Here is an 11,809-nt window from a genome sequence, read left to right as displayed (position 1 = left end):
GTGGGCAGTTGCCCGGCGCCCACCGCCTGGGCCGACCCGGTCACCCTGTCCAGCGCCCTGGACGCGGTGATCGACAACGCGGTGAAGTTCACGCCCGAGGGCGAGTGCGTCGAGGTGACGGTCGCGGCCGACGGCGGCACCTCGACCGTCGTGGTCAGCGACAACGGCCCGGGGCTGACCGACGAGGAACTCGGCCGCGTCGGCGACCGCTTCTGGCGCAGCGGCCGCCATCAGAACATCAAGGGGTCCGGCCTCGGCCTGTCCATCTCGCGCACCCTGCTCGCGGCGGGCGGCGGCTCCCTCTCCTACGCCCGTCACGAGCCGCACGGCCTGACGGTGACGGTGGCGGTGCCGAGGCACAGCCCTGCGCCCTGAGGGCAAGGGGAAGGGCGCCTACGGCTTGACCGAGCGGTAGTAGCGCCGCGCGCCCTCGTGCAGCGCCAGCGGATCCGTGTAGATCGCGGTGCGCAGGTCGACGAGCTGGGCGGAGTGGACCAGCTTGCCGATCCCGTCCCGGCTGTCGATCACGGTGCGGGTCACCCACTCGATGAGACGCGGACTCACGTCCGTACGCGTCATCAGGAGGTTGGAGACGGCCAGCGTCGGTACGGCGACGCCGTTCTGGACGCTGGGGTAGGCCGACTCCGGCATGTTGGTGGCGCGGTAGTAGCGCGTGGCGCTGCCCTGCTCGTGCAACTTGGCGACGAGGCCGGCCCCGATCGGTACGAACCGGAAGGTGAAGCGGTCGGCCAGCTGCTGCAGGCCCTGGGTGGGCAGCCCGCCCGACCAGAAGAACGCGTCGATCTTGCCCTGCCGCAGCCGGTCCGGACCGGTGTCGATGCCGTCGGCGAACGGCGTGATGTCCTTCTTCGCGTCGATGCCGGCCGCCTTCAGCACGCGCTCGGCGATCAGCCGCACACCCGAGCTGGGCGGACCCACGGCCACCCGCTTGCCCTTCAGGTCCGCGACGGAGCCGATGTGCGAGTTACGCGGGACGACGAGCTGCACGTAGTCGTCGTAGAGACGGGCGACGCCGCGCAGATGGCCGGCGTTGGGCCGGTGCTGGAGCTTGTACGTCTCGACGGCGTCGGCCGCGGCGATGGTGAAGTCGGCCTTGCCGTTCGCCACGCGCGTGACGTTCTCCTGCGAGCCGTCGCTGGTCTTCAGCGTCACCTTCAGACCCGGCATGTCCTTGTCGAGCGCCTTGCGCAGGAGCATGGCGTACTGCTGGTAGACGCCGGCCTGCGTGCCCGTGCTGATGGTGATCGCCCCGCTCGGAGCCGCCTGGCCCAGGGGCAGCAGCCACCACAGCAGCAACCCGAGGGCGACGACGACGGCGGCCGCGCCCTCCAGGGCCCGGCGCCGGCCGATCCCGCGGAACATCTTGGACATGCGTGGGATCCTGCCAGCCCGTGCGCGGTGCTGACCAGGGCCGGAGTCACAACGGGGTCGCAAACTCGATCACGAGGGGCGTTGTCGGTGCCCCTCGGTACAGTCGCCGCATGAGCTCATCGCCCGCCGACCTGGTCCGCCGGTTCCACCTCGCCGTCGGGCTCGACGCCCGCACCACACCCACCGAGGTTTCGGCCCCGCTGGCCGCCCAGCGCGGCAGGCTGCTCGCGGAGGAGGCGGCGGAGGTCGCCGAGGTCTCGGTCACCGGCCCGCTCGACAAGCTGGCGCACGAACTGGCCGACGTGGTCTACGTCGCGTACGGCACGGCCCTGGTCCACGGCATCGACCTCGACGCCGTGATCGCCGAGATCCACCGCTCCAACATGACCAAGCTCGGCCCCGACGGCCAGGTCCGGCGCAGAGCCGACGGCAAGGTCCTCAAGGGCGAGCACTACGAGGCCCCGGACGTGTCGGCGGTGCTGCGGCGCCAGGGGTGGACACCTGGAGGGGTGTGAGCCGGCCGTCTCTTCCGGCATCCCGCGGACCGCCCTCAGGACGGACGATCCCCCACCGAAGCAGGTGCCTCCGCCGGTGGCGACGGTTCCGTGCGCGCGGTCCGGCGTCCCGCCAGGCGGCGGGCCAGGGGTTCGGTGTAGCGGGCGGTGAGGGGGCCGAGGACGACCAGGATCAGGACGTAGGCCGTGGCCAGGGGGCCGAGCGAGGGCTCGATACCCGCGCTCACCGCGAGGCCGGCGATGACGATCGAGAACTCGCCGCGGGCCACCAGGGCGCCGCCCGCGCGCCACCGGCCCTTGACGGAGATGCCGGCCCGTCGTGCCGCCCAGTACCCGGTGGCGATCTTCGTCGCCGCGGTGAGCAGGGCGAGCGCGAGCGCCGGCAGCAGCACGGGCGGGATGCTCGCCGGGTCCGTGTGCAGCCCGAAGAAGACGAAGAAGACCGCGGCGAACAGGTCCCGCAGCGGGCTCAGCAGGGTGTGCGCGCCCTCCGCGACCTCACCGGACAGCGCGATGCCGACCAGGAAGGCGCCCACGGCGGCCGACACCTGGAGCTGCTGCGCGACGCCCGCGACCAGGATCGTCAGGCCCAGCACGACGAGCAGCAGCTTCTCCGGGTCGTCGTTGGAGACGAACCGCGAGATGACGCGCCCGTAGCGCACGGCCACCAGCAGGACCAGCCCCGCCGCGCCCAGCGCCACCGCCAGCGTCACGCTCCCCGCGAGCAGCCCCGCCCCGGCCACCAGCGCGGTCACGATCGGCAGGTACACCGCCATCGCCAGGTCCTCCAGCACGAGGACGCTGAGGATCACCGGGGTCTCCCGGTTGCCGACCCGCCCCAGATCGCCGAGCACCTTCGCGATGACCCCGGAGGACGAGATCCAGGTGACGCCGGCCAGCACGACCGCGGCCACCGGGCCCCAGCCGAGCAGCAGTGCCGCCACCGCGCCCGGCACGGCGTTCAGGGCGCAGTCGACCAGGCCGGCCGGATAGTGCGCCTTGAGATTGGTGACCAGGTCACCGGCCGTGTACTCCAGGCCGAGCATCAGCAGCAGCAGGATGACGCCGATCTCGGCGCCGATGGCGACGAACTCCTCGCTCGCCCCGAGCGGCAGCAGGCCGCCCTCGCCGAAGGCCAGCCCGGCCAGCAGGTACAGCGGAATGGGGGAGAGCTGGAAGCGGCCTGCGGCCCGGCCGAGCAGACCGAGGCCGAGGAGGATGGAACCGAACTCGATCAACAACACCGCGGAGTGCACCGGTCACTCCCGCCCGAGTATCGCCGCGGCGGCGTCGACGCCCTCGCGCGTGCCCACGACGATCACGATGTCACCGCCCGCCAGCCTGAAGTCCGGCGTGGGCGACGGAATCGCCTCGGCCCGGCGCAGCACCGCCACCACAGACGCCCCCGTCTCGGTCCGCATGCGCGTGTCGCCCAGCACCCGGCCGTTCCAGCGCGAGGCCGCGGCCACCTCGATCCGCTCGGCGACCAGGCCCAGATCGGAGGTGTAGAGCAGGCTCGCGCTGTGGTGCGACGGCTTCAGCGCGTCGATCAGCGCGCCCGCCTCGGAACCGGTCAGCCGCAGCGAGTGGGCGCAGGTGTCGGGATCGTCGGTCCGGTACACGTTCACCGTGCGCGCGCCGTCGCGGTGCGCCACCACCGACAGATGGCGTTGGTCACGGGTCACCAGGTCGTACTGGACCCCTATGCCCGGCAGCGGTGTCGCCCTCAGGCGTGGCGCAGACACGTTTCTCCCCCTCTTCACGGCGGCATGGTCAGGAGCTGCCGGTGATCACCGGGGCCCGTTCGCATGCTGTCATTCGGCCGTACGGTGGCGACATGGGTGACGTGACGGATATACGCGGCCGGGGACGGACGGCGAGGCTGACCGGAGCCGTGCCGGAGGCGCCGGGTACGGGCGCGCCGGAGGTGCCCGCGATCAGAGCGAGAGGGAAGACCGTGTCGCTGTTCTGGCGGATCTTCTCGCTCAACGCAGCGGGCCTGATCGTGGCCGCCGCCCTGCTCCTGGGCCCGGTCACCGTCTCGACGCCGGTCCTGCCGGCCGAGGCCCTGGTCGTCGTCGCGGGCCTGGCGTTCCTGCTGGTCTGCAACGCGGTCGTGCTCCGTCTCGGCCTCACTCCGCTACGACGGCTCGGCCGGGCCATGTCCACGGCGGACCTGCTGCGTCCAGGTGCCCGCGCAGTGGTCGGCGGTCCGGCGGAGGCGGCCGAGCTGATCACGACGTACAACACGATGCTCGACCGGCTGGAGAGCGAGCGCGCGGCCGGTGCGGCGCGTGCCCTGTCGGCGCAGGAGCGCGAGCGGCAGCGCATCGCCCGAGAACTGCACGACGAGGTCGGCCAGACCCTGACCGCCGTCCTCCTCCAGCTCAAGCGCGTCGCCGACCGGGTCCCCGAGGAGCTGCGCGCCGAGGTGGGCCAGGCGCAGGAGGCCACCCGCGCGGGCCTGGACGAGATCCGCCGTATCGCCCGCCGGCTGCGCCCCGGCGTTCTGGAGGAGCTCGGCCTGGCCAGCGCCCTGCGTTCGCTCGCCGCCGAGTTCACCACGCACGGGCTGACGGTGCGCCACAGCGTCCCCGGCGATCTGCCGCAGCTGACCGAGGAGTCCGAACTGGTCGTCTACCGCGTGGCCCAGGAAGGGCTCACCAACACCGCACGGCACGCGCGTGCCGACCGCGCCGAGGTCCGGCTCCGGCCGCTCGGCGACGGCGTCGAACTCCTCGTCCGCGACAACGGCAAGGGCCTCGGCAGGGCCCCGGAGGGCGCCGGAATCCGCGGCATGCGCGAGCGCGCGCTGCTCATCGGCGCCGACCTGTCGCTCGAACCCGGCCCCGAGCAGGGCACCGACGTGCGCCTGCGCGTCCCCGTCACCGAAGGAGGCCGCCGATGACCGCCCCCGCGCGCGTGCTGCTCGCCGACGACCACGCCCTCGTACGCCAGGGAGTGCGCCTCATCCTGGACGGCGAGCCGGATCTGACGGTCGTCGCCGAGGCCGGGGACGGAGCCGAGGCGGTCGAGCTGGCACGCACGCGTGAGCTCGATCTGGCCGTCCTCGACATCGCCATGCCCCGGATGACCGGCCTCCAGGCGGCCCGCGAGCTCTCCCGCCGCCTGCCCGGCCTGCACATCCTGATCCTGACGATGTACGACAACGAGCAGTACTTCTTCGAGGCGCTCAAGGCCGGAGCCAGCGGCTACGTCCTGAAGTCCGCGGCCGACCGCGACCTGGTCGGGGCGTGCCGCGCGGCCGTGCGCGACGAGCCGTTCGTGTACCCGGGAGCGGAGCGCGCCCTCGTCCGCTCCTACCTGGAGCGCCTGCACCGGGGCGACGACCTGCCCGCGCGCGCGGTCACCGAGCGCGAGGAGGAGATCCTCAAGCTGGTCGCCGAGGGGCACACCTCGAAGGAGATCGGCGAGCTGCTCTTCATCAGCGCCAAGACGGTCGAGCGCCACCGCGCGAACCTGCTCCACAAGCTCGGCATGCGCGACCGCCTGGAACTGACGCGGTACGCGATCCGCGCGGGCCTGATCGAACCCTGAGTCCCCGGTTGTCCACAGGGCTGCGGGAGGCACTTCCGGCACCGCCTACCCTTGTCACATGAGCAGCATCGACCGGAGCCCGGCCGTGGGCGTGAAGACCTACGAAGTGCGCACCTACGGGTGCCAGATGAACGTCCACGATTCCGAGCGATTGTCAGGCCTGCTCGAAGACGCCGGTTACGTGCGCGCCCCGGAGGGCTCGGACGGCGACGCGGACGTCGTCGTCTTCAACACCTGCGCGGTCCGTGAGAACGCCGACAACAAGCTGTACGGCAACCTCGGCCACCTCGCCCCGAAGAAGGCCGCGCGCCCCGGCATGCAGATCGCGGTCGGCGGCTGCCTGGCGCAGAAGGACCGGGACACCATCGTGAAGAGGGCGCCCTGGGTGGACGTCGTCTTCGGCACGCACAACATCGGCAAGCTGCCGGTCCTGCTGGAGCGCGCGCGGGTCCAGGAGGAGGCGCAGGTCGAGATCGCCGAGTCCCTGGAGGCGTTCCCGTCCACCCTGCCGACCCGGCGCGAGAGCGCGTACGCGGCGTGGGTGTCGATCTCCGTCGGCTGCAACAACACCTGCACCTTCTGCATCGTCCCGGCCCTGCGCGGCAAGGAGAAGGACCGCCGGCCCGGCGACATCCTCGCCGAGGTGGAGGCCCTCGTCGCCGAGGGCGTCTCCGAGATCACCCTGCTCGGGCAGAACGTCAACGCGTACGGCTCCGACATCGGCGACCGCGAGGCCTTCAGCAAGCTGCTGCGCGCCTGCGGGCAGATCGAGGGCCTGGAGCGGGTCCGCTTCACCTCCCCGCACCCGCGCGACTTCACCGACGACGTGATCGCGGCCATGGCCGAGACCCCGAACGCGATGCCGCAGCTGCACATGCCGCTGCAGTCCGGCTCGGACACCGTCCTGAAGGCGATGCGCCGCTCCTACCGGCAGGACCGCTACCTCGGCATCATCGAGAAGGTGCGGGCCGCCATCCCGCACGCGGCGATCACGACGGACATCATCGTGGGCTTCCCGGGCGAGACCGAGGAGGACTTCGAGCAGACGCTGCACGTCGTCCGCGAGGCCCGCTTCGCCCAGGCCTTCACCTTCCAGTACTCCAAGCGCCCCGGAACCCCGGCCGCGACGATGGAGGACCAGATCCCCAAGGAGGTCGTCCAGGCGCGGTACGAGCGTCTCGTCGCCCTCCAGGAGGAGATCTCCTGGGAGGAGAACAAGAAGCAGATCGGCCGCACCCTGGAGCTGATGGTCGCGGAGGGCGAGGGCCGCAAGGACGGCGCCACCCACCGCCTCTCCGGCCGGGCCCCCGACAACCGCCTGGTCCACTTCACCAAGCCGGAGCAGGAGGTGCGCCCCGGCGACGTGGTCACGGTCGAGATCACCTACGCCGCCCCGCACCACCTCCTCGCCGAGGGCGCCGTCCTCGACGTGCGCCGCACGCGCGCGGGCGACGCCTGGGAGAAGCGCAACGCCGCCGAGGCGGCGAAGCCCGCGGGCGTGATGCTCGGCCTGCCCGGGATCGGGGCGCCGGCGCCGCTGCCGGTGGCGACCGGAAGCGGCTGCGGCTGCGACTGACCGGCCCCGGCCGGACGGCCGAGGACGATGTGAACACGGGGGAGAACACCTGATGGCGCGATGGGCGCTGCTGCTGGACAAGCCGCCGGGCGAGGGCCCGCATCGCAAGCAGTACGAGCTGATGGCGACGATCGACGGCTCGCGCGACGAGGCGGAGGCGCGGTTCGGGGAGCTCGTGCGGCTCTACCGGCCCAAGCATCCGCGGTATCCGCTGCGGATGCGGCGCTATCGCACCGCCGAGGGCTGGATGCTGGTCGGTGACGGCTCGTCCGGCGGGGTGTTCACCTACCAGTTCCTCTTCACCGAGCTGGAGTGGGACTCGGGACCCCTCACGTACTGACGGCGTACGCTCCGATCATGCTTGCCGCCGCCGTCTGCCCGTGCCCGCCGCTGCTCGTGCCCGAGGTCGCCGCGGGCGCCGCTCCCGAACTGGACGCCGCCCGGACCGCGTGCGCCGACGCGCTCGGCGTGCTCGCCGCGTCCCGGCCCGACCTGCTGGTGGTCGTCGGCCCCGCCGAGCAGAGCGGACGCGGCGTGCACCCGCGAGGGACGCTCGGTTCGTTCGCCGGCTTCGGCGTGGACGTCGACGTACGGCTGGGCGCACCAGGAGCAACAGGGGCACCGGACGCGGGGGCGGAGCGGGTCCTGCCGCCCTCCCTCGCGGTGGCGGCCTGGCTGCTGGAGCGGATCGGGTGGGCGGACGCCCCGGTCGAGGGACTCGGCGTGGGGGAACCTCTCGCGCCCGAGCGGTGTATCCAGGTCGGAAGGGAGATCGCCGCCCGTGCCGAGCGGGTGGCCCTGCTGGTGATGGGCGACGCCAGCGCCTGCCGCACGCTCAAGGCCCCCGGGTACCTCGACGAGCGGGCGGCCCCCTTCGACGCGGAGGTCGCGCGTGCGCTGGGCGCGGCGGACGTGACGGCTCTCAAGGAGTTGGACCCCGAGCTGGCGTACGCACTGAAGGCGTCGGGCCGGGCCCCCTGGCAGGTGCTCGCGGGCGCCGCCGAGGGCGCGGGCCTGAGCGGCGCCCTGCTGTACGAGGACGCGCCGTACGGCGTGGGCTACCTGGTCGCGACCTGGTCGTAGCGCACCGGCCGCGAAGGCGAGGACGGCGGACACGGCGGACGGCCGGGAGCCCTCGGCCCCGCGGCCGTCCGTCGATGTGCCGTGCTGCCGGTCAGGAAGCCGGCGGTGGTGAGTCCGGCGCCGCGGTCGTGCCGCCGCCCGTCCCCGGGTCGTCCTTGTGCGCGAGCTTGTCCATGGCGTCCCTGGCCTTGCCCGTCCCCGTCTGGATCCGGTCGCTGTACTTGCCCTTGGTCTTCTCGTCGACGACCTTCGCGGCCTTGTCGAGACCCTGCGTGATCCTGTCCCCGTGCTGCTGCGCGAGCCCGGAGACCTTGTCCTTGGCCGGGGAGAGCTTGGCCTTGAAATTGTCCAGGAGACCCATCGTCCACCTTCCGTCGTTCCCGGGCGCGTTCGCCGCGGGGCCACCGCCGCGCCACGGCCGGCACGCTCGCGCGCGGAGCGATTACGTACGGGCGTCCTCGCCGGCCCCGCTGTCCGCCGCCTGCTCGCCGGACTGCTGCTTCGGGATCTCGACACCCTCGGGGGAGGCGTTGTCCGCGCCGGAGGCGCCATCCTCGCCCGAGGCGTCCACAGCGGCCTCGGCAGTCTCGGCGGTCTCGGCCGTCCTGACGCTCTCGGGGGCCTCCGGCTTCACCGGCTCGCCCTCGGCCCGGTCCTCGCCCGGCTCCGTCGCCTCTGCCGCCTCCGCCGCGGAGCCCGCCGCCGCAGCTTCGGCCGCCTCGGGCTCGGCCGCCGGTGTACCGGCCTGCGCCTCGGCGGTTGACGCCTCCTCCGTGGTCTTCGACCTCCGGAGAAGTCGTGCGAAAACGCCCATATCGTCTCCTTACGCTACTCGTGCGAGCGAAATCCCGCGTCGTCCGGTGCGCCCGTTTGCGCCGCCCGGGTCGCCGCCTTTCGAAACCGGCGGCGAAAACCTCGCAACGGGCAACGACCCCACTTCCATCCCGTCACGTAACTCGTTCGAGGAGCCCCTCCGGGGTTTGCGAGACTGGTGCGGTGAGCAGCGCACCCCCCACCCCCCGAGTCATCGCCGTCGTCGGACCCACCGCGGCCGGAAAGTCCGATCTGGGCGTATTTCTCGCCCAGCGCCTGGGCGGTGAGGTCGTCAACGCCGACTCCATGCAGCTCTACCAGGGGATGGACATCGGCACGGCCAAGCTGACACCCGAGGAGCGCGGTGACGTCCCGCACCATCTCCTGGACATCTGGGACGTGACGGTCACGGCGTCCGTCGCCGAGTACCAGAAGCTGGCCCGCAAGAGGATCGACGCCCTGCTCGCCGAGGGCCGCTGGCCGATCCTGGTCGGCGGCTCGGGTCTGTACGTCCGCGGGGCCGTGGACAACCTGGAGTTCCCCGGCACCGACCCCGAGGTCAGGGCGCGCCTGGAGGAGGAGCTCACGCTGCGCGGCTCGGGCGCGCTGCACGCGCGGCTGGCCGCCGCCGACCCGGAGGCGGCGCAGGCCATCCTGCCCAGCAACGGCCGCCGTATCGTCCGGGCGCTCGAGGTGATCGAGATCACCGGCCAGCCCTTCACCGCCAACCTCCCCGGGCACGACTCGGTCTACGAAACCGTGCAGATCGGGGTCGACGTGGCCCGCCCCGAGCTCGACGAGCGGATCGCCCGCCGGGTCGACCGGATGTGGGACGCGGGGCTCGTGGAGGAGGTGCGCGCGCTGGAGGCACAAGGGCTCCGGCAGGGGCGTACGGCCGCCCGCGCGCTCGGCTACCAGCAGGTGCTCGCGGCGCTCGCGGGGGAGTGCACGCTCGAGGAGGCGCGGGCCGAGACGGTACGCGCCACCAAGCGCTTCGCCCGCCGTCAGGATTCCTGGTTCAGGCGGGACCCGCGGGTGCACTGGCTGAGTGGGGCTGCGGCGGATCTCACAGAACTTCCGCAGCTCGCACTGGCGTTGGTCGAACGACCGGTTACAGCCTGATCACGTGATGGCATCGGGACGCTCCGGCCGCCATCCGGGCCTCCGGGGCCGTGCCATCATCGAGCTTCGATCGACCAGTGGAGTCCTAGTTGGGAGGGCGCGTGGCGATGGAGGCCGGCCCTCGCGACACCGCACAAGGCACCGAGCCCCTCACCGTCGACAGCGGTGAACAGGAGCAGGACGAGGACCGTCTGAGCTCCGACGGGCCCGATGACACACAGGGCGGAGTGACCGCGGACGGCCCCGAGCCCGACGAGATGTTCGCCGGTGGCCCGGAGGTCGAGGTCGAGCTGCGCCCGCAGCGCCGGCTGCGCATCTGGCAGCTCGCCCCGATCGTCGCCCTGGCCGCGGTGGGCTCCCTGATGTTCGCCTTCCCGCTCGCCTTCGACTTCGGCGACAGCGGTGCCGTGATCGCCATGCTGGGTCTGCTGATCTGCTCCTGCGCCGCCGGCTGGGGCATGATGGCCGCCCGTCGCGTGGGTTACACGTGGCCCGGGCTTCCGCAGCGCGGCTCCGGGCGCAGACCGGACTGGCGGGTCGTGCTGGCGTACGCCGTGTTCCTGGCGGCCGTCGTGGTGCTCGCCGTGTGGCGTGTGGCCCGGCTGCGCTGACGATCACGCGCGCGTGGGGTTGTCGCACCCACCCCGTACGATCGAGGCATGAGCACGCGCACGCGGATCGCCTTCCTCAAGGGCCACGGCACGGAGAACGACTTCGTGATCGTCCCGGACCCCGAGAACGCCGTCGACCTGCCCCCGGCCGCCGTCGCCGCCCTGTGCGACCGCCGCGCGGGCATCGGCGGGGACGGCCTGCTGCACGTGGTGCGCTCCGCCGCCCACCCCGAGGCGCGGCACATGGCGGCCGAGGCCGAGTGGTTCATGGACTACCGCAACGGCGACGGCTCGGTCGCCGAGATGTGCGGCAACGGCGTGCGCGTGTTCGCGCGCTACCTCCAGCGCGCCGGATACACCGGCGAAGGCGACCTCGCGGTCGCCACCCGCGCGGGTGTGAAGAGCGTGCACATCGCCAAGGACGGTGACGTCACCGTCGGCATGGGCAGGGCCCGCCTGCCCGAAGGGGACGTCACGGTGAGCGTCGGCGAGCGCAGCTGGCCCGCGCGGAACGTGAACATGGGCAATCCGCACGCGGTCGCGTTCGTCGAGGACCTCGCGCACGCCGGAAACCTCTACGACCCGCCGCCCTTCAGCCCGGCCGCCGCGTACCCGGACGGGGTGAACGTGGAGTTCGTGGTCGACCGGGGCCCCCGCCACGTCGCCCTGCGCGTGCACGAGCGAGGCTCCGGCGAGACCCGCTCGTGCGGCACGGGCGCGTGCGCGGTCGCCGTGGCCACCGCCCGCCGGGACGGCGCCGACCCGGCCGTCACCGGAAGCCCGGCGACGTACACCGTCGACGTGCCCGGTGGAACGCTGGTGATCACCGAGCGGCCCGACGGCGAGGTCGAGATGACCGGCCCCGCGGTGATCGTCGCCGAAGGCGAGATCGATGCCGAGTGGCTGGAATCGTTCGTCCGCTGAATGGTGGGGCGGCTTGGGATCGTAGGCACGTGTGCCGGGTGGTGCAGGTGTCAACTACCGTTGTGGCGACCGGGCGTTCGAAAGCACGGCGAGTCACCTGTCACATGGCGCGAAATCGTAAACCTCGATCTCTTCGCTCGAATGGGTGATCCGTTTCACGCTCGGCGAGAGGCGGTCAGTCGCACGTGGTGGGCTCGGTAGCATCAAGCACCGGC

General features: G+C 72.4%; 15 protein-coding genes. 10 read left to right on the top strand and 5 right to left on the bottom strand.

The genetic code is table 11. The features are described from left to right. Positions 1-375 (top strand): sensor histidine kinase (locus ACFU97_RS44405; protein ID WP_384268577.1); only part of this gene is annotated, 375 nt, incomplete at its 5' end. Positions 376-393: 18 nt separating this feature from the next. Here the strand turns inward: ACFU97_RS44405 and ACFU97_RS44400 are convergent. After that, positions 394-1,392 carry a TAXI family TRAP transporter solute-binding subunit gene (locus tag ACFU97_RS44400; RefSeq protein ID WP_384268573.1) on the bottom strand — a complete coding sequence of 333 codons (999 nt, stop codon included), beginning with the start codon at positions 1,390-1,392 and terminating at the stop codon, positions 394-396. Positions 1,393-1,502: 110 nt separating this feature from the next. Between ACFU97_RS44400 and ACFU97_RS44395 the strand changes: the two genes are divergently transcribed. Beyond that, a complete protein-coding gene (locus ACFU97_RS44395; protein ID WP_384268570.1) occupies positions 1,503-1,907 on the top strand; it encodes a MazG nucleotide pyrophosphohydrolase domain-containing protein in 405 nt (134 codons plus the stop codon). A gap of 35 nt (positions 1,908-1,942) precedes the next feature. Here ACFU97_RS44395 and ACFU97_RS44390 read toward each other — a convergent pair whose 3' ends face one another. Together ACFU97_RS44390 and ACFU97_RS44385 are read right to left on the bottom strand one after the other, a co-directional pair. Then, on the bottom strand, positions 1,943-3,163 hold the full coding sequence (locus ACFU97_RS44390) for a cation:proton antiporter (RefSeq protein ID WP_384268567.1): 1,221 nt from the start codon (positions 3,161-3,163) through the stop codon (positions 1,943-1,945). 3 nt (positions 3,164-3,166) lie between these two features. Continuing rightward, the gene (locus ACFU97_RS44385) at positions 3,167-3,652 is read right to left on the bottom strand and encodes a cation:proton antiporter regulatory subunit (RefSeq protein ID WP_384268565.1); all 486 of its coding nucleotides are present in this window, start codon (positions 3,650-3,652) and stop codon (positions 3,167-3,169) included. A 212-nt stretch (positions 3,653-3,864) separates the two neighbouring features. On the opposite strand from ACFU97_RS44385, the gene ACFU97_RS44380 reads away from it, so the two are divergent. The 5 genes from ACFU97_RS44380 to ACFU97_RS44360 are packed head-to-tail and all read left to right on the top strand — an operon-like array spanning position 3,865 to position 8,124. Then, positions 3,865-4,815 carry a sensor histidine kinase gene (locus ACFU97_RS44380; RefSeq protein WP_384268588.1) on the top strand — a complete coding sequence of 317 codons (951 nt, stop codon included), beginning with the start codon at positions 3,865-3,867 and terminating at the stop codon, positions 4,813-4,815. Beyond that, the gene (locus ACFU97_RS44375) at positions 4,812-5,465 is read left to right on the top strand and encodes a response regulator (protein ID WP_384268562.1); all 654 of its coding nucleotides are present in this window, start codon (positions 4,812-4,814) and stop codon (positions 5,463-5,465) included. The genes ACFU97_RS44380 and ACFU97_RS44375 overlap by 4 nt, the downstream gene beginning before the upstream one ends. Positions 5,466-5,523: 58 nt before the next feature. Beyond that, entirely contained in the window at positions 5,524-7,041 is a 1,518-nt protein-coding gene (miaB, locus tag ACFU97_RS44370) for a tRNA (N6-isopentenyl adenosine(37)-C2)-methylthiotransferase MiaB (RefSeq protein WP_384268560.1), read from the top strand. A 52-nt stretch (positions 7,042-7,093) separates the two neighbouring features. Continuing rightward, a complete protein-coding gene (locus tag ACFU97_RS44365) occupies positions 7,094-7,381 on the top strand; it encodes a hypothetical protein (protein WP_384268558.1) in 288 nt (95 codons plus the stop codon). Between the two features lie 14 nt (positions 7,382-7,395). Beyond that, the gene (locus tag ACFU97_RS44360; protein ID WP_384268585.1) at positions 7,396-8,124 is read left to right on the top strand and encodes a class III extradiol dioxygenase subunit B-like domain-containing protein; all 729 of its coding nucleotides are present in this window, start codon (positions 7,396-7,398) and stop codon (positions 8,122-8,124) included. A 91-nt stretch (positions 8,125-8,215) separates the two neighbouring features. Here the strand turns inward: ACFU97_RS44360 and ACFU97_RS44355 are convergent, their stop codons facing one another. Then, complete coding sequence (locus ACFU97_RS44355) at positions 8,216-8,485, bottom strand: antitoxin (RefSeq protein ID WP_384268556.1); 270 nt, start codon at positions 8,483-8,485, stop codon at positions 8,216-8,218. An 81-nt stretch (positions 8,486-8,566) separates the two neighbouring features. Beyond that, complete coding sequence (locus tag ACFU97_RS44350) at positions 8,567-8,938, bottom strand: hypothetical protein (RefSeq protein ID WP_384268554.1); 372 nt, start codon at positions 8,936-8,938, stop codon at positions 8,567-8,569. Between the two features lie 182 nt (positions 8,939-9,120). Between ACFU97_RS44350 and miaA the strand changes: the two genes are divergently transcribed. The 3 genes from miaA to dapF all read left to right on the top strand — a co-directional run bounded on the left by miaA (position 9,121) and on the right by dapF (position 11,594). Next, positions 9,121-10,059 carry a tRNA (adenosine(37)-N6)-dimethylallyltransferase MiaA gene (gene miaA, locus ACFU97_RS44345; RefSeq protein ID WP_384268552.1) on the top strand — a complete coding sequence of 313 codons (939 nt, stop codon included), beginning with the start codon at positions 9,121-9,123 and terminating at the stop codon, positions 10,057-10,059. A 107-nt stretch (positions 10,060-10,166) separates the two neighbouring features. Beyond that, a complete protein-coding gene (locus ACFU97_RS44340; RefSeq protein WP_384268582.1) occupies positions 10,167-10,670 on the top strand; it encodes a hypothetical protein in 504 nt (167 codons plus the stop codon). A gap of 48 nt (positions 10,671-10,718) precedes the next feature. After that, a complete protein-coding gene (gene dapF, locus ACFU97_RS44335; RefSeq protein WP_384268550.1) occupies positions 10,719-11,594 on the top strand; it encodes a diaminopimelate epimerase in 876 nt (291 codons plus the stop codon). Positions 11,595-11,809 lie beyond the last annotated feature (215 nt).

Origin of the sequence: Streptomyces sp. NPDC057616 (genome assembly GCF_042800575.1) — a bacterium.
Classification (GTDB): Bacteria; Actinomycetota; Actinomycetes; order Streptomycetales; family Streptomycetaceae; genus Streptomyces.
Note: the sequence above shows the minus strand (reverse complement) of the source record. Positions and strands in the feature narration are given on the sequence as shown.

What these genes read in the sequence shown, in the direction of transcription:
- ACFU97_RS44400 (WP_384268573.1), bottom strand. Translation starts at nt 1,392, where the DNA reads ATGTCCAAGATGTTCCGCGGGATCGGCCGGCGCCGGGCCCTGGAGGGC.
- ACFU97_RS44395 (WP_384268570.1), top strand. Translation starts at nt 1,503, where the DNA reads ATGAGCTCATCGCCCGCCGACCTGGTCCGCCGGTTCCACCTCGCCGTC.
- ACFU97_RS44375 (WP_384268562.1), top strand. Translation starts at nt 4,812, where the DNA reads ATGACCGCCCCCGCGCGCGTGCTGCTCGCCGACGACCACGCCCTCGTA.
- miaB (WP_384268560.1), top strand. Translation starts at nt 5,524, where the DNA reads ATGAGCAGCATCGACCGGAGCCCGGCCGTGGGCGTGAAGACCTACGAA.
- ACFU97_RS44365 (WP_384268558.1), top strand. Translation starts at nt 7,094, where the DNA reads ATGGCGCGATGGGCGCTGCTGCTGGACAAGCCGCCGGGCGAGGGCCCG.
- ACFU97_RS44355 (WP_384268556.1), bottom strand. Translation starts at nt 8,485, where the DNA reads ATGGGTCTCCTGGACAATTTCAAGGCCAAGCTCTCCCCGGCCAAGGAC.
- ACFU97_RS44350 (WP_384268554.1), bottom strand. Translation starts at nt 8,938, where the DNA reads ATGGGCGTTTTCGCACGACTTCTCCGGAGGTCGAAGACCACGGAGGAG.
- ACFU97_RS44340 (WP_384268582.1), top strand. Translation starts at nt 10,167, where the DNA reads ATGGAGGCCGGCCCTCGCGACACCGCACAAGGCACCGAGCCCCTCACC.
- dapF (WP_384268550.1), top strand. Translation starts at nt 10,719, where the DNA reads ATGAGCACGCGCACGCGGATCGCCTTCCTCAAGGGCCACGGCACGGAG.